An 18,987-nucleotide genomic window follows, 5' to 3' on the forward strand; every position below is an offset into this window, starting at 1 on the left:
CAGGGCGCCGGGACCTGAGTGGTTCAAAGGGGCGGGGCCGGGCGCGCGCCCAGGGTGATGGTGAACGTCGTGCCCACCCCGACGGTGCTCGCCACGTCGATGGTGCCCCGGTGGTCGGTCACGATCTGCCGGGCGATCGACAGGCCGAGGCCGCTGCCGCCTGTCGCCCGCCCCCGTGACGCGTCCGCCCGCCAGAAGCGGTCGAAGAGGTGCGGCAGGTGCTCCGCCGGTATCCCCTTGCCGGTGTCCCGCACCTCGACGACGGCCAGCTCGCCGTGCGGGACGAGGGCCAGGGTCACGCGCCCGCCGGACGGCGTGGCGCGCAGCGCGTTGCCGACGAGGTTGCCGACGACCTGGCGGAGCCGGTCCGCGTCGGCGGTCACGTACACCGGGTGCGGGGCCTCCACCTCCAGCGTCACGCCCGCCGCCCCGGCGTGGGCGCGGTACGCGGTGCGGGTGGATTCGAGGAGATCTCGCAGGTTGACCTCGGAGCGGTGGTACGTGAGCGCGCCGACCTCGGCGAGCGCGAGGTCATGGAGGTCGTCCACGATCCGCTGCTGGAGCAGCGCCTCCTCGTGGAGCGAGTCGAGCAGTTCGGGCGTCGGCTCGACGACCCCGTCCCGCAGGGCCTCCAGGTAGCCACGCAGGTTGGCGAGCGGAGTGCGCAGCTCGTGCGCGATGTCGCCGGTGAGACGGCGCTGGCGGTCCTCACCGGCCTGGATGGAGTCCGCCATGCGGTTGAACGCTCTGCCGAGGTGGGCGATCTCGTCCCGCCCGGTGACCGGAACGCGCCGTTCCAGATCCCCCTCGCCGAGCCCCTCGGCGGCGAGCGTCATGGCCCGCACGGGCCGCAGCACGGCCCGGCTCAGCAGCAGCGCCCCGAGGATCGCGGCGAGCGCGACCCCGACGGCTACGGCGATGGTGGGGGCGGCGGCGATCGTGGGCGGGGACTCGTCCTGGTATCCGAAGCGCACTTCGAGACGGGCCGGGGCGACGGAGGCGGTGCGCTCGTTGAAGACGCGTTGGAGGCAGGGGACGAGCGGCTGGTCGGCCTCGCACACCTTGACCGCGGCCAGATCCAGGGCTCGCTGAGGATCGCGGTCGGGCCGCGGCTCCACGCACTGGGCCGGACGGCTCTCGACGGTGACCACGGGGATGCCCGTGCGGTTGGTTCGGACCGTCGTCTCCGCCCCCGCCCGGGTCAGGCATGCCGCGTCGGCCGCCGCCGCACGGTATGCGGCGATCGCCACCGCGGTCAGCTTCTCGACCGTGCTCGGCATCAGGCCCCGGTCGAATCGCAGCACCGGGCGCGGGTCGACCACAATCGGGGGCTGACTGCCCGGCGGTCGCGGCTCGCGGCCCGCGAGGGTGTCGGAGTCGGCGAGCGGGACGCCGGTCTCCGTGGCGACCAGGACGCGCTGCCCGGTGTCCTTCGACAGCGCGCCGACCACCGGTGCGAAACCCTCCCAGGTGCCGTGCGCGAAGCCGTACGCGCGCAGCTCGCCGATGACCTGGGAGACCTCCTTCTGGCCGGCCGCGACGGCCTCCTGTACCTGTCGGTTGGCCTGCCGCAGGGTGAGCCAGGCGGTGGCGGCGGTGGCGGTCACGGCAATCAGCATCAGCACACCGAGCACCCGAAGCCGGAAGCTCATCGCGCCCCTCCCGTCACGGACTTCGGGACATGTGCGCTCACCAGGGCTCCTTCGATGGGGTTTCCCGAGTCGCGGGACAGCCGTCGGGCTGCGGGGAGGGTTCCACAGGGGTGTGGAATCGGTCAACGAACCTCAGGAGTGACGCATTTTCACTCGACTCACTCCAGGCCAATCACCCGAGGAAACTGGCCAGTCGGCGGCGGAATTATTTCTTCAGAATCACCGCCAGATGACCGTTGTCACGGCAGTCGCATTCGGATTGGTGCGATGGCCGCCGCATTTCCCCTGGGCGCCGTCAGGCGCCTGGGCACAGCGTCGACGAACGACATCAATGGGGGATTCATGATGAAGCTTCGACTCGCGGCAATTCTTCCCGCCGTCGCGATGGCCGCCCTGGCCGTCCCGATGGCCACCGCCACCCCGGCCGCCGCGCACGCCAACTGCGGCACCGGCGCCTCGGACAAGGACGGCGGTTCGTGGGGCAAGTGGGCCGACGGCGCGAACCAGCGCAGCGGCTCCAGCACCGGCTGCGGCATCAACGGCGTGGCCTACTCCACCCACAGGCTGGACTACCACTGCTACACGGTGGGCAACGACGGCTACAGCTGGACCTACCTGCGCAACGACTCGACCGGCGTCACCGGCTGGGTCCGTGACGACCTGCTGAGCAACGGTGGCAGCTACACCCCGTGCTGATGCCGCGCGAGCGCTGAGCACGTTGCGATAAGAGCACATCAGGGGCGGTCTCCCATGAGGCCGCCCCTGCCTCGTACGGAATGCCCGGCGACGGCTCGTACACGCGGTGCGGGTTGCGGCCCCGCCCCGAACGCTGTTCGGCTCATGTGCCGGACAGCGCCTCTGTCGGTGACAGCCGGCTCGCCCGGACGGCCGGGTACAGACCGGCGATCATGCCGATGAGCAGCGTCGAGCCGACGCCGGCCGCGCTCGCCCAGACGGGGACGACCGTCGGCCAGTCCCGGCTGAAGGCGTACCCGGCCGTGATCAGCGTTCCGAGCACGGTTCCGGCGAGGCCGCCGATCAGCGACAGCAGCAGGGACTCCGTCACGAACTGGGTGCGGATCTGGCCCTTCGTCGCCCCTAGGGCCCGGCGCAGACCGATCTCCGGCCGGCGTTCCAGGACCGAGATGACCATGGTGTTGCCGACGCCGACCCCGCCGACCAGGAGCGCGACGCCGCCGAGGCCGAGCAGCAGCCCGGTGAGTGCCGACCGGGTCGCCTCGCGGGCCGCGAGCGCGTCGGAGGGCCGGGAGATCCGCACCTCGCCGGGCTTGGCGGGATTGGCCGTGGCCGGGAGCACCGCCCGAACCGACGCGACCTGGCTGTCCTCCGCCCGGACGTAGATCGTCGACGGATGCCCGTCGAAGCGGAGGTACGTCCTGGCCGCGGGCCAGCCGACCAGCGCGGCGCTGTCGAGTTCCGGCGCGAGCGGCACCCGGTCCAGGACGCCCACCAGCGAGAACCATCGGCTGCCCAGCCAGACCCGGGTGCCCGGGGTGTACACGTCGAGCCGCTGGGCGGCGGTCGCGCCGAGCACGACGGCCGGGTACTCCTCCGTCGCGGAGTCCAGCCAGCGGCCCTTGCCGACGTGACCGCCGACGGCCGGGAGCAGGCCGGGGCCGGCCGCCAGGACGTCGAGGGAGCCGGTGCGGCCGACGGCGATGCGGTCGTTGCGGTAGACGTGCACCCCTGTCGACCCAGTGGCGGCGACCTGCTGCACGGGTGGGACCCGCCTGATCATCGCCACGGACTCCACGGGGAGCTTGGCCTCGGTGCCGTCGAGGGTCTCTCCCGGGGCGACCCGCAGCAGGTTCGTGCCCAGTGCGTCCAGCCGACGGTCCACCTCCGCCTGTCCGGAGCCCGAGATCCCGACCACCGCGATCATGGCGGCGACGCCGATGGCGATGCCGAGGGCGGACAGGAATACCCGCAGCGGGCGGGTCCGCAGGCCGGTTCCGCCGAGCCGGATGACGTCCGCGGGGCCGAGCCGGGCGGCGCGCAGACCGGCCCGCGGCTGGGCCGGTTCCCGGGCCCCGTCCGCCGGGAACCCGGGCGGCAGCGCCCGGATCCGGACGGTCTCGGGCTCCGCCTCCGGGCCGTCCTGCCGGGAGGAGCCGGTCGTGTGGTCCGTCACCGGGGCGCCCCGATCGTCGTGCTCCGCGCGGTGTCGGCGACCAGGCGGCCGTCACGCATTTCGATGCGGCGTGGCAGCCCGGCGGCGATCTCACGGTCGTGGGTGATGACGACGACGGTCGTGCCCGCGGCGTTCAGCTCGCGCAGCAGGGTCAGCACCGCCGCGCCCGACGCCGAGTCGAGGTTGCCGGTCGGCTCGTCCGCCAGCAGCACCGGCGGTTCGCCGACCACGGCGCGGGCCACGGCGACGCGCTGGCGCTCGCCGCCGGAGAGCTGATGCGGGAGGTGGTGGACGCGGTGGCTGAGCCCGACCCGTTCCAGGGCGGCCGACGCCTTGGCCCGGCGGCGGCGCATGGGCAGGCCCGCGTAGAGCAGTCCGTCCGCGACCGAGTCCAGTACGGGGACGCCCACGGCCAGGTGGAACTGCTGGAAGACGAAGCCGATCCGGGTGGCCCGCAGGGCGGAGACCTCCCGGTCCGACAGGCTCGCGACGTCGTGGCCGTCGACGAGGACCCGGCCCGAGGACGGCCGGTCGAGACTGCCCATGAGGTTGAGCATGCTCGACTTGCCCGAGCCGGAGGGGCCGACGATCGCGACCAGTTCGCCCCGCCCGATGCGCAGGCTCACGTTCCGCACGGCGGCCACGCCGCCCGGATAGGTCTTGGAGACCGCGTCGAACTCCACAACCGTCGTCGCGTCGCTCACTCGGGGATCCTCACCTTCATGCCCTCGCGGACCGCGGCGCCACTGACCTCGACGTTGCCGTCTGCGAACAGCCCGGTCCGCACGGCGACGAATCGGCCGTCCGCGGTCTCCAGGCCGTGCCCGCCCTCGGCGAGGGCGACGAGCGCGGAGACGGGGACGGTCAGCACGTTCCTGACCTCCTTGCCCACGTACTCGACCGTGACGGGTCCGCTCTCCAACCGGCCGACGGCCCTCTGGTCCTCGATGGTGACGGTCACGGGGATCGTGGCGGGCCGGGCCGTCCCGCCGCCCTCGCCTCCGCCCCCCTCGGGCGCGGTCGCCTGCTTGCCGATCGCCGCCACCCTGCCCTGTACGCGGTTTCCGTTGGGCAGCCTGACCGTGACGCGTGCGTCACGCACGGCCCAAGCGGACTCTGCCGCGGAGGCGTTGACGGTCACCTTGCGAGTGGTTCCGGTGTAGGTGAGGGTGTTCTCCCCGACGGTGGAGCCGAGCCGAGTGCCGGGCTGACCGATCCGTACCTTGCCCGCGGAGTAGATGACGTCGCCCACGTCGACCGTGCCGGTCTGGGCCACACCGAGCGACTTCTGCCAACGCTTGACGGCGGCGGCCGTGAGGTTCGTGAACTTCTCGTCCACGGTGAAGCCGGTGTAGCCCAGGGCGGCGAGGTTCGTCTCGAACTGCATGACGTCCATGCCCTTCAGCTCGCGCGGCGCCCGGGGGGAGCCGGGGCCCCTATCGGTTCCGGCTCCCCCTGGCGCCGCCGACTTGGAGGGGGTCGGGGACGTGCCGGCCCCTCCTGCGTCTTTCTGCTGCTGCTCGTCCGGGTTCCGCTCGTCCGGACCCTGCTCGTTCTCCTGGGCCGTCAGCCCCAGGGACCGGTACATCGGCAGGCTCCCGTACATCAGGATCACCGGCCGGTCGTCGACCCGGAGCAGCTCGTCGCCGCGCTCGACCGTGGTGCCCGTCTCGGGCAGCCAGGTCACGGTTCCCTGTGCCTTCACGGGCAGCGGAAGCTCCGTTCCGTAACCCAACTGGCCTTCCAGCGACGTGCGTTCGCTCAGCGTCGCCCGGGTCACCGAGACGACGGAGCCGGATCGCGGCGGGGCGCTCGGATCTCCGTCATCCCCGCCGCCGAGTCCGAGCGCGCCGACCACGGCGACCGCCGCCACCACGACGACGGCGGAGGCGATCAGCGCCGTACGCCGACCCCGCCGGCCGCGCGGGGGCGTGGGCGTCCTTCGGGGCTCGTCATCGATGTGCGTCACCGTCTCGGTCATCGTCAGCCCTTGCCCGCCGGCGGGTTGGTCGGATCGCCGATGATGGGGGCGCAGACGCGCATCGCCCGCTGCGCACCGGCCGAACTCTGATCCCACTCCGGTTCACCGGAGTTGCTGCCGCCGCCGTAGCCGTCGGGGCCCGGGTCGGGGAAGTCCTGGGCGCCGTTCTTCTGCATGCACTCGGCGTATTCGCGCTTGGTCTTGATCTGCTCGGGGGTGAGCTTGGGCCGGTTGGCCGCCTCGACGCTCTCGGGGACGGCGGGCTTCTTCGCGGAGCACTTCTTCGACGCACCGACGAACTTGGGGTCCTTCTTGAGGGCGAGACCCTGCCCGGAGAGGTCGACCTGCCCGGTCTCGTCCGGGTCGGGGACGTCGATGCCGTTGTCGCGCATGCACTTCACCCACTCGCGCTGGCCCTTCACGTACACGGCCAGTTCGTCCTCTGCGCCACCCCCGTTCGCCTTCTCCGAGGCGGACTTGTCGGCACCGCCCGCCGAGGGGACCTTCGCACCGCCGTCATCACCGCCGCAGCCGGTCAGCGCGAAGGCCAGAACCGATGCCATCGCGGCCAGTAACACCCGCTTCGTCCTCATGGGCTCTCCCACTCCTCCTGTCCCGCTCGGCCGCAGATGCGGCAGACAGGGCGACGGTAGGCCGGAAACCATGAAGAACTTTTGAAGAACCTGTCACGCGATCATGTGGCCCTTCAGCGCTTCGGGCCGGGAAGGGGGGCGATCCGCTGTCGCTTCGGTCCTGGTGTGGGGCCTGCCGACCTGCTGGCGCGGCAATTGGCGGACGGGGGTCACAAAAAGCCTCAACCGTACGACCGGCCACGCTGTGCCCGGATCTTTGCGTTGAGGGTGGTGTTCGGGGCGGTGTCCGCATGTGGATGGCGCGAGGAATGGGGTCGCACCGAGATGTGGCGGTGGTCCGTGGCATGGGCGGCATGCCGCGTCGCCTGCGACCGGGTGGGCGGGCGTCGGGTGTGCGCGTTCTGCAACCGTGTTCCGCGTTCTTCAACGGCGTGGAGGAATTCCCTCGCGGGCCGGAGGGGCGAGTGGCTCACTCGTCCAGCGATGACGGCCAGGGGTAGCCGTACGCTTCGGCGCACTCGCGATAGCCGCCGCAGACGACAGCGTTCTCCAGGGGGTGTGGGCGATGGACGGCGGCGAGGATGCGGTCGGCCTGGACCTCCGGGCTCTCCGCGGTCACTCCGAACCCCTTCATCAACTGGATGAAAGGATGCGCGCTCTCACGAGGAACGTGCAGAGAGACCAAGACCTGTTCGGGGTCTGAGTCCCATACCGAGACCCAGAACGGATCGCTGTCCCACGCGGCGAGGGGGTTCGGCAGGACGAACAACTTCTCATGCACCAAGTCCGCGACGTCCCATGCCCGCGAAGGCCGCTCTGCCAGAGCCACGGCTCCCCCTCATTCGTTCCCGTGTGGTTCGGTCCGCACAGTCCCCGACATACACGAGCCGTGGGCATGAGCACGATCACCGCAGCCTACTGGGCCGTTACGGCGATGTTCATCCGGGATGTCACTGGCTTATCGCTTTTGCGCCTCGTCAGTCGAAATACACGATCAGGTGGACGCCCTCGCCGCCGAAGCGTCCGGACAGGGCCTGGGTCTTCATGACGGCGAAGACGTGTTTTCGGCCGGTCTCCGGTCCTGTGGCGTCTCGTCGGTGAATTCCCGGTATTCCAGCTGTACGGAGCCCGCCGTCCATGTCTCGAAGGGTGCGTCGACCGGGCTTTTGCCCACCGGAGGGGTGCCCAGTTGGTCCACGCCATCTGGTGACCAGTTGGATGGGGCGGCATACCGGTCGGTGTGGGGGCGGGGCTTCGGTTGGTGGGGCCCCGCTGGGGATGGGCGAAGGGTGGCGGGCATGGGTGAGTCTTGGGGCGCGTTCTTCGGCGGGGTGGAGCCTCGGTGGGTCGAGGTGGGTGAGCATCCGGGGTGGGATGCGGCGTTGGCGCTGGTCAACCGGGATGTGGGGGTGACGCTGCCGGAGGAGGAGCCGTTGCGGCTGGTGGCTCTGCCGGGGTACGAGGAGGGGGCTCCGGAGAGCGTTTATGTGGCGTTGGCCAATGGTGAGTGGCACGGGAACGCCTTGGAGCCTGGGGCCGAGGAGGAGCCTCGGTCCGCGCTGGCGGCGGTCGCGGAGGCGGCGCAGGACACCGTGACCGAGCGGTTGTGGCGGGCGTGGCCGGTGTGTGACGAGCATCGGCTCGGGACGCATGTGAGGGAGGAGGACGGGCGTGTGGTGTGGTGGTGCGCCGGGGAGCGGCGGGCGGGGCCGGGGCATGTGGTGGCGGGGGTGGGGGAGCTGACGGGGGTTGGGGGCGCCGGTGGAAGGCGGGCGCGGCGGAAGCGGCGTAAGAGGTAGGGGTGCCTTTTTGCGGCGGTAGCCGGTGTTTGGGGCGCGTGGGGCGCGTAGGGCGAGTGGGGCGTGTCGGCGCGCGGGCGTCCTCGGCTTCGGGCTTGTGGGGAGTGTCCGAGGTGGGGGAAAGGTCAGGGGAAACCCCGATGACCAGAGTGATCGGGGCTGGGACGATTTTTTTCGAAGAAGTTGTCGGGGGATGTCGAGTGGGCGGGCTCTGTTCCGACTGAGGGGTGAGCGGGGCGCCGGAGGGGTGTCCTGCGAGACGGGACGGAAGGGTTCTCGATGAAGTTTCTGATGATGATCTACGGCAACCAGGAGAAGTGGGAGTCCTTCCCGGCCGAGGAGTGGCCCGAGGCCATCGCCCGGCAGGACGCGTTCAACGCCAAGTACCGGGAGAGCGGGGAGCTGCTGGGTGCCTACGGCCTCGGGGACGCGGTGACCGCGCGGCTGGTGAGCCGTAAGGACGGGGCGCCGGTGGTGACGGACGGGCCGTACCTGGAGACCAAGGAGTACATGGCCAGCTTCTACCTGCTGGACTGCGAGAACGAGGAGCGGGCGCGGGAGATCGCCGCGGACATGCCGAACGCCGACCGGGAGCCGGTCGAGCTGTGGCCGATCCTGCACGAGGCGCCGGGTTCGGCGTGAGTGAGTGCGGCGTGAGCGAGTTCGGCATGAGCGAGTCGCTGGTGGGTGCTCGTGCCGGGTTCCCGGGGGAGGGCACGCCACCGGGTGCCCGTGCCTCGTCTCTTGTGCCGGGGACGCCGGGTGCCGGGGTCGCCGCGCCGCCAAACGCCCCCGTCGAGGACCTGCTGCGCGAGCTGGCGCCGCAGGTCCTCGGCGTGCTCGTGCGGCGCTACGGGCAGTTCGAGGCGTGTGAGGACGCGGTGCAGGAGGCGCTGCTCGCCGCCGCGTCGCGCTGGCCGGGCGAGGGCAGGCCGGAGAACCCGCGTGCCTGGCTCGTCACCGTGGCCGCCCGCAGGCTGGTGGACCAGGTGCGGGCCGAGCAGGCGCGGCGGCACCGGGAGGAGCGGGCCGCCCTGGCCACCCCGCAGGCGGAACTGGTCGGGCCGGCCGCCGACGCGCGGCCGGACGCGGACCGGGACGACTCCCTGACGCTGTTCTTCCTGTGCTGCCACCCCGCGCTGTCCGGCCCGAGCCGCGTCGCGCTGACGCTGCGCGCGGTCGGCGGGCTGACCACCGCGCAGATAGCCGCCGCGTTCCTCGTCCCGGAGGCGACCATGGCGCAGCGGATCAGCCGCGCCAAGCAGAGCATCCGGGCGGCCGGGGCGACCTTCCGTATGCCGGAGGGTGAGGAGCGGTCCGAGAGGCTGGCCGCTGTCCTGCACGTGCTGTACCTGGTCTTCAACGAGGGGTACACGGCCACGGACGGTGCCGAGTTGACCGTGCCGATGCTGTCGGAGGAGGCCATTCGGCTCGTCCGTATGCTGCATCGTCTGCTGCCCGACGACGGCGAGGTGGCCGGGTTGCTGGCGTTGATGCTGCTCACCGACGCGCGTCGCCCGGCGCGCACCGGCCCCGGCGGTGATCTGGTGCCGCTGGACGAGCAGGACCGGGGGAGGTGGGATCGCGGCCTCATCGAGGAGGGCGTCGGGCTGCTCGGCCGGTTCCTGCCGAGGGGGAAGGTGGGGCCGTACCAGTTGCAGGCCGCCATCGCCGCCGTGCACGCCGAGGCCGGGCGCGCGGACGATACCGACTGGCCGCAGATTCTTGCCCTGTACGACCTGCTGGAACAGGTCGAGCCGAGCCCGGTGGTCGCCCTCAACCGCGCGGTCGCCGTCGCCATGGTGCACGGTCCGGCGGTCGCGCTGGACCTGCTCGCCGAGCTGGAGGCGGACCGGCGAATGGCGCGCCACCACCGGCTACACGCGGCGCGGGCGCACTTCCTGGAGATGGCCGGGGAGTACGAGCGCGCGGCCGATGCCTATCGGGAGGCCGCGAGGCGGGCGATGAGTGTGCCGGAGCGGCGGTATCTGACGGGGCGGGTGGTGCGGCTGGGGGAGGGGTGAAGTCGGGTGCCGGCAGGGGGGCGGCGTGTGAGGTTGATTGCGCGGAGGCGTGGAATCCGTTCGCGAGCATCCGGCCGTGAGAAGATTTTTCGGCCGTGTGTGCGAGTGGCGCCAAGTGTGCGAGTGATGCGCCGTGAGTGCGAGTGACGATCGTGGAGGCCGATGATGTTCGCGATATCCCTGGGTGACGACGGTGCCGAGCTGCGTCCGCTCGAACCGTGGCAGGCCGAGGAGTTCTGGGCCCACATGGAACGGGGACGCGAGTTCATCGGGCGGTACATCGGGCTGGCCGACAGGGTGGCGGACGTGGAGGGGGCCCGTTCCTACCTCCGGACGTACGCGGAGAAGGCCGCCGCCGACGCCGGACGGATCTACGGCATCTGGACGGACGGCAAGCTGGTCGGCGGCGTGCTCTTCCGGACCATGGACGTCGAGCAGGGCGTCGCCGAGGCGGGCTGCTGGCTGGAGCCGGCGGCGGTGGGCAAGGGCCTGGTGACTCGCGCCGCGCGCGTGATCATCGACTGGGCCGTCGAAGAGCGGGGCATCCACCGCGTGGAGTGGCGGGCCTCGGCGGCCAACGAGTCCAGCATCGCCGTGGCGCGGCGGCTGGGGATGACGAAGGACGGCGTGCTGCGCGAGAGCTTCCTGTACCGGGGGACGCGGCACGACATCGAGATCTGGTCGGTGCTGGCGCCGGAGTGGCGGGCGGGCAAGCAGGCGGCCTGACGCCTCCGGGCGGAGCGGCCCTGACCAGCGGTGTGACCTGCGCCGCGTCCGGCTTGACGGAAATGCGCCGGATCTATTGGATCAGTGCGGGTCGTTCCGCAGGGCCGGGCCGAACCGTTCAATGGCGCGCCTTCGGCCCGTAAGCGGCGGGCCGTGACCGCCCGGACGCCGCACGCGGCGGCATCCGGGGTACCCGGGAAGGCGCGGCCACCGCGCACACCGTCCGCCGTACCACCCCGCAGCCGCCCCGCTGCCCGAGGAACCACCATGTCCCACACACCACCGGCCGCCGCCGACGCCCCCTGGACCCGGCAGTTGGAGGTGCTGAGCTGCCCGCTGTGCGGCGAACGGCTCACCCTGGCGGACCGGGCGCTGCGCTGCCCCGCCCGGCACGCGTTCGACGTCGCCAAACAGGGCTACGTCGGGCTGCTGACGGGGAACATGCGGGCCGGCAGCGCTGACACCGCCGCCATGGTCCAGGCCCGGACGGACTTCCTGGAAGGCGGCCACTACGCACCGCTGGCCCGGACGCTGGCCGAGGTGGCGTCGGGGGCCTGCCCGCCGGACGGGAACGTGCTGGACGCGGGGACCGGTACGGGGTACTACCTCGCCGCCGTGCTGGACGCCCTCCCGCAAGCCGCCGGGCTCGGGCTGGACGTCTCCAAGTTCGCCCTGCGACGGGCCGCCCGCGCCCACACCCGCGCCTGCGCCGCCACCTGGGATCTCTGGCAGCCGCTGCCCGTCCGCACCGGGTCGGTGGACCTGGTGCTGAACGTCTTCGCGCCCCGGAACGGCGCCGAGTTCCGGCGGGTGCTGCGCCCCGGCGGCGCGCTGGTGGTGGCCACCCCGGCCGCCGCGCACCTGAAGGAACTGCGGGACGCGCTGGGCCTGGGCATGTTGTCCGTCGACGCGGCCAAGGACGAGCGGCTGCACCGGACGCTGGACGAGCACTTCCGGCGCGAGCGGGCCGAGGCGTGCGCGTACGAGGTCGAGCTGGGGGCGGAGGACGTGGTGAACGTGGTGGGCATGGGGCCGTCGGCGCACCATGTGGATGGAGAGGAGCTCCGGCGGCGGGTGGACGCGCTGGGGCTTCCTTTGCGGGTGGGGGTGTCGTTTTTGGTGTCGGTTTATCGGCCGAGGTGAGGTCGGGCCGAGGTGAGGCCGGGACGGCCATGACGTGACAGCGGTCCCGCCGTTTGGCGGGGACCGCATGATTTTCGGGGTGCCGGTGGGGTCAGGCGTGCAGTTCTCCGGACCGTACGGCGGTGACGAAGGACGCCCATGCGCGGGGGGCGAAGAGGAGTGCCGGGCCGTGGGGGGTTTTGGAGTCGCGGACGGGGATGGCGCCGGTGACGTATGTGTCCAGCACCTCGACACAGGTGCCTGCATCGGAAGCGCTGTAGGACGACGTGCGCCAGCCACCCAGTAAGGCAGCGTCCGGGATGGTGTGCTCAGTCATTGGTGTCCGAAGTCCTTTGCTGTCGAACTCAGGAGGACGAGCGACTCCTTCAGCGGCAGCGCGTCGCTCAGCGCCAGAGCGTAGGCGTCCCGAAGCTGGTCGACAACGCTCGGTGTGTCATGGACCGTTCCGGTGAGCACGCCCTCGGAGTAGGCGATGGGCGGTTGGTCTTCGAAACGCATGAGGGACAACGTGCTTTGCAGCAACGGATGGTGGCCAACGCTGAACGGCAGTACGTGCACACGAACACGTCCGGATTGGCCGAGGTCGGCAAGGTGCGTCAGCTGCTCGGCCATGATGCCCGGCCCACCGATGGGGCGACGCAGAATGGCTTCATCGAGGAGCGCGCATACTACAGGCATCTTTGGGTCGGCGAGGACCTTTGACCGCCCGAGGCGTGTGACAACTGCTCTGTCACATTCTTTTTCACTCCGAGGAGGGAACGCGGAGCCCAGCACCGCACGCGCGTACCTTTCTGTCTGCAAAATGCCAGGGACAAAGGACAGCGCGAATTCGTGAATGGCGATCGCCTGTTGTTCGAGGTTCCGCGCCGTTTCGAAGTAGTCGGCGACCACGACACCGTCATCTGGCAGGAAGCTGCTCAGCACATCCCCGGTGTTCAGGACCTTGTCCAGGCGTCGAGCGTCTTCTTTGGACGGAAGTCGGCGACCCGCCTCGATGTGCGCGATGTGCGAACGGGACATGCGTGCCGCGTCCGCCAATTCCTGTTGTGTCATTCCGGCGGCCTCTCGCTGGGCTCTGAGCCAACTGCCGTAGGTCGTACTCATTGTCGACTCCCGTGTGACGAAGGCTTTGTCACATGCTGACCCCTGGCGAGCGTAGCGAGCGGCGTCTCAATCTGTGAGTGGAGCGCTACACAACGCGGTTGGCGGGATTTCGAGCTGCCGACGTGTAGACCGGCCGGGTGGTTGGTCGTGTGGCGAGGACCCTTGTGGCCTGCGAGGACGGGTCGGGGGTGCGGTAATCGACCAACGGAGTTGACGACGTGCTGGATTGGTTCGCTCGTATTTTCGGCCCGCTGTTGTGGCTGTTGTGGCCGCCTTTGGGGCGGCATCGTTCGTTCGGTACGGAATTCCGTCTGCTGACGGTGACCGAGCCCAATGCGCCGGAGTTCCCGGAGCCGTCCGGTTCCCATTGGGCACCTCCGTACCGGGGCGAGGACAGCCCACTCGTCCGCCCGTACTTCGTCGCTTACGAGAAACAGGACGCGGCGCGACGGGCGCAGTGGCTTGCCGCGTACGGGTTCGTAGCCGAGCCGGGCACGGAGGTGTTCGTATGAACGGGCAGCCGATGTCCGAGGGCTTGCGGTTGCTCCCGTGGTGCGGGACGGATGACAAGCCCTGCTATCTCCTGGGGGAGGGGTCCGGGTACGTGTCGCGCGTCGCCGATCACATCGAGCACGTACAGCTCGATATGGCCGACGAACTCCTCGATCACGCGGGAGACATGATCGTCGACTCGGGCGTCACCTCCGATCAGCTCCGCTACCTCGCGGTCTGTCTCGCCGAGGCGTTGCGGGACGTGCGGCGGATCGCCGAGAGCAGGGGAGCGCGGCTTACCGCGATTCGTTTGGGGTCGGAGGCCGTGCCTCCCACCCCGCACGGCCGGGAGGAATGACGGTCACGCGGTCGGCTCTCAGTGCTGTGCCGTGCTATCCGGGCTGACGCTCACCGAGACCGGCGCGCTGGGACCGGGCTGGGTGGGGGACTCCAGCCATCCCGGGATCGGCTCGTCAGGTGAAGCGAACGTCCACCAGACGTACAGCGCCACCGCGGTCAGAAGGACGGCGACCACGACGAGGCATGACAGTGCTGATCTGCGGTTCTTCACGCCGGGTTCTCGTTCCGTCGGGTTCCGTCATGGCTATGCGGCCAGGCTAGAGGGCGCCCCACCCAGGGCACCCCACCCCCAGGGCACCCCACCCCCAGGCGCGCGGCCTACCCCGGCAGCATCGCCCGCCGTCCCGGCGCCGCCGAGGACTGCATGGTCATCCCGCCGTCCACGACGAGGAGTTGCCCGGTGAGGTAGCGGGACTCGTCGGAGGCGAGGAAGACCATGGTGTGGCCGATGTCGTCTGGGGTGCCCAGGTAGGGGAGGGCGTTGCCCTGCTTCAGGGCTTCGATGACGTCGGTGGGGAGGTTGTTCGCCAGGGCGGGGGTCATGACGGCGCCGGGGGCGATGGCGTTGCAGCGCACGTTCTGGGGGCCGTACTGGGTGGCGATCGACTTCGTGAGGCTGACCACCGCGGCTTTGACGGCTCCGTAGGAGGTTTGCAGGACGTCCCCGACGAGGGCGGCCACGGAGGCGGTGTTGATGATGGAACCGCCGCCGGCGCGGATCATGTGGGGTATGGCGTGCCGGGTGCCCAGGAGGGTGCTGCGCACGTTGAGGGTGACGGCCCGGTCGAACTCGTCCAGGTCCATGCGGAGCAGGTCGAGGTCCGTGCGCGGATTGGTGCCGCCGACGTGGTTGCAGAGGATGTGCAAGGCGCCGAACTCGTCGGTGGCCGCGTTGATCATGTCGGCGATCGAGCCCTCGTCGGTGACGTCCACGGTGACGGGGAGCGCCCGGCCGCCCGCCGCCTCGATGAGCGCGGCGGTCTCCTCAGCGGCTGGGGAGTTGTGGTCGGCGACGACGACGCGGGCGCCTTCCCGGCTCATCAGTTGGGCGGCGGACCGTCCGATGCCGCTGCCCGCGCCGGTGATGACGGCGACCTTGTCTTTGAGGCGTGCCATGTCGGTGTCCTTCGGTGCGTTCGTGGGGGATTCAGGGGGGTGTTCAGTGGTGTTCGGTGGCGGGCCGGGAGGCTTCGGGGGAGGAGGGGCCGGCGTTCGACTGCGCGGCGGTGCGGGGTACGCGCGGGATGACGAGGGTGAGGAGGATGCCGACGACCGCGGCGAGCAGCGCGACGACGTAGGTCATGCGGAAGCCGTGTTCGGTCGGCACCTCGACGGGGCCGAGCCGCGTGGTCATGTTCGCCAGGATGGCGGCCATCACCGCGCTGGAGGTGGAGGTGCCGATGGAGCGCATGAGCGCGTTGACGCCGTTCGCGGAGGCCGTCTCCGTCACGGGGACGGCGCCCGTGATCAGGGCGGGCATCGCGGCGTAGGCGATGCCGACACCACCGCTGACGACCATCGAAGTGACGACGATCTGCCACAGCTCGGACATCATCATCAGCCCCACGCCGTAGCCGGCGCCGATGACCGCGACGCCGATCAGGAGCGTGGCGCGGGCGCCGTGCCGGGCGGTGATGCGGGCGGAGACGGGGGACAGGGCCATCATCACCAGGCCGCCCGGCGCGAGGGCGAGGCCCGCCGCGAGGGTGGACTGACCGAGGCCGTAACCGGTGGCCTCCGGCGACTGGAGGAGCTGCGGCAGGGTCAGCGACATCGCGTACATGGCGAAGCCGACCAGGATGGAGGCCAGGTTGGTGAACAGGACGGGGCGGCGCACGGTGACCCGGAGGTCCACCAGCGGGTGGACCGTGCGCGTCTCGTAGGCCGCCCAGAGCACCAGGACGACGACGCCGCCCGCGAGCAGTCCGAGGGTGGTGCCGCTCGTCCAGCCCCAGTCGCCGCCCTTGGTGATCGGCAGCAGCAGGGCCACCAGGCCGGCGGCGAGGCCGATCGCGCCGGGGAAGTCGAACCGGCCGGGTGCCCGGCTGGGGGACGCGGGCAGCGCGGCGGCCATCAGCACCAGGCAGAGCAGTCCCAGTCCGGCGGCGAGCCAGAACAGGACGTGCCAGTGGGCGTACTGGACGATGGCGGCGGAGAGCGGCAGGCCGATGGCGCCGCCGACCCCCAGGCTCGCGCTGACCAGGGACACGGCGCCGCCGACGCGCTCGGTGGGCAACGCGTCGCGCAGGACGCTGATGCCGACCGGGATCACACCGGTGGCCAGCCCTTGCAGCACCCGTCCGATGATCACCGGGACCAGCGTTTCGGACACGGCGCACAGTACGGAGCCCGCGACCAGGGCGACGAGGCTGCCGATCAGGACTCCGCGCTTGCCGTACATGTCGCCGAGGCGCCCGGAGATGGGGGTGACCACGGCCGCCGCGAGGAGCGTTGCGGTGATCACCCAGGAGGCGTCGGACGGTTCGGCGCTCAGCAGCCGCGGCAGCATCGGGATGATCGGGACGACGAGCGTCTGCATGAGCGAGACCACGACGCCGCTCAGCGCGATCACGGCGGTGATCGTTCCCGGTCTCGCCGTGCGGGGGGATGTGGCTGGCAAGGGGGCTCCTTGAACGGGGGCGGGTCGGCCGGGGGTGGATCGGCCGGGGTGGGGGTGTGAAGTCGAGCGGGTGCCGAGCGGGTGCTTCGGGAGGGGCGGTGGCGCGGCACTCCATGGCCACCATGGATGAGATGTGCACGATACACATGGTGTGCATCGTGCACAATCGTTGGCGGGTCCGTGCCCGGGTGGGCGTGCGTGATGATGAGAGGGAACCGACGGTGGAAGAGGACGAAGGACATGAGCGAGCACGAGCGCCGGCTGAGCGATCTGGAGCGGGAGCTGACCTTGCTGTCCCGGCATTTCGTCGCCGCGCGCGGCCCCCGTATCGGTCAGAGCCTGGAACGCTCGGCCTACGTCCTGCTCACCCGGCTGGAGGTCGGTGAACCGCTCACCCTCAAGGAACTGGCGCACACCTTCCAGGTCGACGTCTCCACCATCAACCGCCAGGTCAGCGCCATGCTCCGGAACGGTCTGGTGGAGCGCATCCCCGATCCGGACGGGGGCATGGCCCGCAAGTTCCGCCCCACCGCCCTCGGCCTGGAACGCCTGGAGGCCGATCGCGCCATCAGCCGCGCCGGGACCACGCGCCTCATCAAGGCGACGGGGTGGACGGAGGAGCGCACCGAGCAGTTCGTCGGCCTGCTGGTCGAGCTGAATCAGAGCATCGAGCAGTTGGAGGGGCTGACGTGGTCCCGTACGGGGCGGGGGGAGACGCCCGGAGCGGCGGGCTGATCTCGCGGTACGGGTGGGGGCGGTTGGGGGCTGGTTACCCCGGGGCGATTCGGGCTGATTTGGGGCCGGGGTCTCTAGGCTGACCTGGCCTTTTTGGCTTGTCAGAGGCTTCGAGGTGGTCCGGGGCCTTTGGCCCAGCCCACGCCCTGTGGGCTGGCCCGTCCCTCACTCGGCCCCCACCCGCCCCGTGCTCTCCCGCACCACCAGCCGTGGCAGTTCCGCCTGTACCTGGCGGGTCGGGGCGCCGTCCAGGAGGGCGAGGAGTTCTTCGGCGGCGAGGCGGCCGAAGCGGGGGGTGTCGCGGGCCAGGGAGGTCAGGCGGGGGTGGGTGACGCGGCAGAGGGCGGAGTCGTCCCAGGCGACGAGGGAGAGGGCGGCGGGGACGGGGACGCCGCGTTCGGCGGCCACGGAGGCGCCGGCCACGGCCATGACGTCGTTGTCGTAGATGATCGCGGTGGGCGGGGCGGTCGCGTCGAGGAGACGGCGGGTGGCTGCGGCGCCTTCGGTGTCGGAGTAGTCGGTGGGGACGGAGCGGACCTGGGCGGGGTCCAGGCCGAGGCGGTCGGCCTCGGTACGAAGGGCGCGTACGCGGCGTTCGGTGTGGGCGAGGCCGGGCAGGCCCGCGATGTGGACGATGCGGCGGTGTCCGAGCGCGTACAGGTGGTCGACGATGGAGCGCATCGCGGCGGCGTCGTCGGCCCAGACGGTGGAGAGCCAGGGGGGCGCGGCGGCGTCGGGGTCTTCTGCGTCCTCCGCGCCTTCACGGGCTTCGTCGGCGGACGGGCCTTCTGTTTCCGGGCCCTCGGGCGGGCCTTCCGTTCCAGGCCCTCCGGTGGGGTCGGCGGCAACCGGTTCCGCGCTCAGGGCGCCGATGACGACGGCCGGGAGGCCGAGGGTGGTGAGGAGGGTGGGGCGGGGGTCTTCGGTGCGGGGGTCGACGACGAGGACGCCGTCCACCCGGCGTTCGGCCCACCAGCGGCGGTAGGTCGCGCACTCGGTGGCGAGGTCTTCGACCACCTGGAAGAGCAGGGCGGTGTGGTGGGTGGAGAGGGCTTCCTGGATGCCGGAGACCAGTTGGAGGAAGAAGGATTCGACGCCGAGGGTGCGGGCGGGGCGGGCCAGGACGAGTCCGACGCAGCCGGCGCGTTCGCCGGACAGGGCGCGGGCGGCGCTGTTGGGCTGCCAGCCCAGTTCGGCGGCGACCTGGTGGACGCGGGCCCGGGTGCCCTCCGAGACGCCCGTCCGGCCGTTGAGGGCGAAGGAGACGGCGGAGGGGGAGACGCCGGCGCGTTCGGCGATGTCCTTCATGGTGGGGCGGCGGCGTGGGGGTGGGGGCTGCTGTCGTGGGGTGGGGGCGGGGCGGCCCTGCTGGGTGGGGATGGGCCGGGCCCGGGGCGGGTCCGTCGCGGTGGTGTCGGGGCGGCCCTCCGGGGTGGGCGCCGGACGCGCAGGGGGTGTCGGAGTCGGGGGCGTCGGGGCGGGGCGCTGCCTGGGGTTCTGCAAGGGCCGGGTCTCCTCGTACGGGTGGCGGGGAACGCGGCGCGGGTGGTGGCCAGTTGCCCCGGAAATCCGCATGCTAAACCGCATTAGTGGAGTTGGTTGCGCC

General features: G+C 71.2%; 22 protein-coding genes. 9 read left to right on the forward strand and 13 right to left on the reverse strand.

Annotation, left to right across the window (positions count from 1 at the left end):
* Window positions 1–23 precede the first annotated feature (23 nt).
* Entirely contained in the window at window positions 24–1,652 is a 1,629-nt protein-coding gene (locus ABZX96_RS00650; protein ID WP_355535455.1) for an ATP-binding protein, read from the reverse strand.
* Between the two features lie 342 nt (window positions 1,653–1,994).
* Here ABZX96_RS00650 and ABZX96_RS00655 point away from each other — a divergent pair, with 342 nt between their 5' ends.
* Window positions 1,995–2,348: an SH3 domain-containing protein gene (locus ABZX96_RS00655; RefSeq protein WP_355535458.1), complete on the forward strand. Its 354-nt coding sequence runs from the start codon at window positions 1,995–1,997 to the stop codon at window positions 2,346–2,348.
* A gap of 142 nt (window positions 2,349–2,490) precedes the next feature.
* Here ABZX96_RS00655 and ABZX96_RS00660 read toward each other — a convergent pair whose 3' ends face one another.
* The 6 genes from ABZX96_RS00660 to ABZX96_RS00685 form a co-directional block, all read right to left on the reverse strand.
* Window positions 2,491–3,672, reverse strand: coding sequence for an ABC transporter permease (locus ABZX96_RS00660; protein ID WP_355535872.1), 1,182 nt, complete (start codon window positions 3,670–3,672; stop codon window positions 2,491–2,493).
* Between the two features lie 128 nt (window positions 3,673–3,800).
* Entirely contained in the window at window positions 3,801–4,508 is a 708-nt protein-coding gene (locus ABZX96_RS00665) for an ABC transporter ATP-binding protein (RefSeq protein ID WP_355535461.1), read from the reverse strand.
* Window positions 4,505–5,785 carry a peptidoglycan-binding domain-containing protein gene (locus ABZX96_RS00670; RefSeq protein WP_355535464.1) on the reverse strand — a complete coding sequence of 427 codons (1,281 nt, stop codon included), beginning with the start codon at window positions 5,783–5,785 and terminating at the stop codon, window positions 4,505–4,507. The genes ABZX96_RS00665 and ABZX96_RS00670 overlap by 4 nt, the downstream gene beginning before the upstream one ends.
* A gap of 2 nt (window positions 5,786–5,787) precedes the next feature.
* Window positions 5,788–6,378, reverse strand: coding sequence for a hypothetical protein (locus ABZX96_RS00675; protein WP_355535466.1), 591 nt, complete (start codon window positions 6,376–6,378; stop codon window positions 5,788–5,790).
* 469 nt (window positions 6,379–6,847) lie between these two features.
* Window positions 6,848–7,207 (reverse strand): hypothetical protein, encoded by a 360-nt coding sequence (locus tag ABZX96_RS00680; protein ID WP_355535469.1) that lies wholly within the window; start codon window positions 7,205–7,207, stop codon window positions 6,848–6,850.
* A gap of 148 nt (window positions 7,208–7,355) precedes the next feature.
* Complete coding sequence (locus ABZX96_RS00685; protein WP_355535472.1) at window positions 7,356–7,517, reverse strand: hypothetical protein; 162 nt, start codon at window positions 7,515–7,517, stop codon at window positions 7,356–7,358.
* Between the two features lie 159 nt (window positions 7,518–7,676).
* Here ABZX96_RS00685 and ABZX96_RS00690 point away from each other — a divergent pair, with 159 nt between their 5' ends.
* From ABZX96_RS00690 to ABZX96_RS00710, 5 genes are all read left to right on the forward strand, one after another.
* The gene (locus ABZX96_RS00690; protein WP_355535475.1) at window positions 7,677–8,177 is read left to right on the forward strand and encodes a hypothetical protein; all 501 of its coding nucleotides are present in this window, start codon (window positions 7,677–7,679) and stop codon (window positions 8,175–8,177) included.
* A 279-nt stretch (window positions 8,178–8,456) separates the two neighbouring features.
* Window positions 8,457–8,819, forward strand: coding sequence for a YciI family protein (locus ABZX96_RS00695; protein WP_355535478.1), 363 nt, complete (start codon window positions 8,457–8,459; stop codon window positions 8,817–8,819).
* Window positions 8,820–8,830: 11 nt separating this feature from the next.
* Complete coding sequence (locus tag ABZX96_RS00700) at window positions 8,831–10,201, forward strand: sigma-70 family RNA polymerase sigma factor (protein ID WP_355535481.1); 1,371 nt, start codon at window positions 8,831–8,833, stop codon at window positions 10,199–10,201.
* Between the two features lie 165 nt (window positions 10,202–10,366).
* The gene (locus ABZX96_RS00705) at window positions 10,367–10,927 is read left to right on the forward strand and encodes a GNAT family protein (RefSeq protein ID WP_355535484.1); all 561 of its coding nucleotides are present in this window, start codon (window positions 10,367–10,369) and stop codon (window positions 10,925–10,927) included.
* Window positions 10,928–11,194: 267 nt separating this feature from the next.
* A complete protein-coding gene (locus tag ABZX96_RS00710) occupies window positions 11,195–12,070 on the forward strand; it encodes a putative RNA methyltransferase (protein WP_355535487.1) in 876 nt (291 codons plus the stop codon).
* A gap of 91 nt (window positions 12,071–12,161) precedes the next feature.
* Here the strand turns inward: ABZX96_RS00710 and ABZX96_RS00715 are convergent, their stop codons facing one another.
* Both ABZX96_RS00715 and ABZX96_RS00720 read right to left on the reverse strand, forming a co-directional pair.
* A complete protein-coding gene (locus tag ABZX96_RS00715) occupies window positions 12,162–12,386 on the reverse strand; it encodes a DUF397 domain-containing protein (protein ID WP_355535490.1) in 225 nt (74 codons plus the stop codon).
* Window positions 12,383–13,174 carry a helix-turn-helix transcriptional regulator gene (locus tag ABZX96_RS00720; protein ID WP_355535493.1) on the reverse strand — a complete coding sequence of 264 codons (792 nt, stop codon included), beginning with the start codon at window positions 13,172–13,174 and terminating at the stop codon, window positions 12,383–12,385. Before ABZX96_RS00720 ends, ABZX96_RS00715 begins: the two co-directional genes overlap by 4 nt.
* Window positions 13,175–13,392: 218 nt before the next feature.
* Between ABZX96_RS00720 and ABZX96_RS00725 the strand changes: the two genes are divergently transcribed.
* Entirely contained in the window at window positions 13,393–13,686 is a 294-nt protein-coding gene (locus ABZX96_RS00725; RefSeq protein WP_355535496.1) for a hypothetical protein, read from the forward strand.
* On the forward strand, window positions 13,683–14,024 hold the full coding sequence (locus ABZX96_RS00730; protein ID WP_355535499.1) for a hypothetical protein: 342 nt from the start codon (window positions 13,683–13,685) through the stop codon (window positions 14,022–14,024). The genes ABZX96_RS00725 and ABZX96_RS00730 overlap by 4 nt, the downstream gene beginning before the upstream one ends.
* An 18-nt stretch (window positions 14,025–14,042) precedes the next feature.
* On the opposite strand, the gene ABZX96_RS00735 is transcribed toward ABZX96_RS00730, so the two are convergent.
* The 3 genes from ABZX96_RS00735 to ABZX96_RS00745 form a co-directional block, all read right to left on the reverse strand.
* Window positions 14,043–14,237, reverse strand: coding sequence for a hypothetical protein (locus ABZX96_RS00735; RefSeq protein WP_355535502.1), 195 nt, complete (start codon window positions 14,235–14,237; stop codon window positions 14,043–14,045).
* Between the two features lie 107 nt (window positions 14,238–14,344).
* The gene (locus ABZX96_RS00740; protein ID WP_355535505.1) at window positions 14,345–15,142 is read right to left on the reverse strand and encodes an SDR family NAD(P)-dependent oxidoreductase; all 798 of its coding nucleotides are present in this window, start codon (window positions 15,140–15,142) and stop codon (window positions 14,345–14,347) included.
* Between the two features lie 43 nt (window positions 15,143–15,185).
* A complete protein-coding gene (locus tag ABZX96_RS00745; RefSeq protein ID WP_355535508.1) occupies window positions 15,186–16,646 on the reverse strand; it encodes an MFS transporter in 1,461 nt (486 codons plus the stop codon).
* Between the two features lie 240 nt (window positions 16,647–16,886).
* Here ABZX96_RS00745 and ABZX96_RS00750 point away from each other — a divergent pair, with 240 nt between their 5' ends.
* Complete coding sequence (locus ABZX96_RS00750; protein ID WP_355535511.1) at window positions 16,887–17,381, forward strand: MarR family transcriptional regulator; 495 nt, start codon at window positions 16,887–16,889, stop codon at window positions 17,379–17,381.
* Window positions 17,382–17,546: 165 nt separating this feature from the next.
* Here the strand turns inward: ABZX96_RS00750 and ABZX96_RS00755 are convergent, their stop codons facing one another.
* Window positions 17,547–18,689 carry a LacI family DNA-binding transcriptional regulator gene (locus ABZX96_RS00755; RefSeq protein ID WP_355535875.1) on the reverse strand — a complete coding sequence of 381 codons (1,143 nt, stop codon included), beginning with the start codon at window positions 18,687–18,689 and terminating at the stop codon, window positions 17,547–17,549.
* Between the last annotated feature and the right edge of the window lie 298 nt (window positions 18,690–18,987).

Source organism: Streptomyces sp. NPDC003077, from assembly GCF_040611095.1.
In the GTDB taxonomy this organism is placed as follows: Bacteria; Actinomycetota; Actinomycetes; order Streptomycetales; family Streptomycetaceae; genus Streptomyces.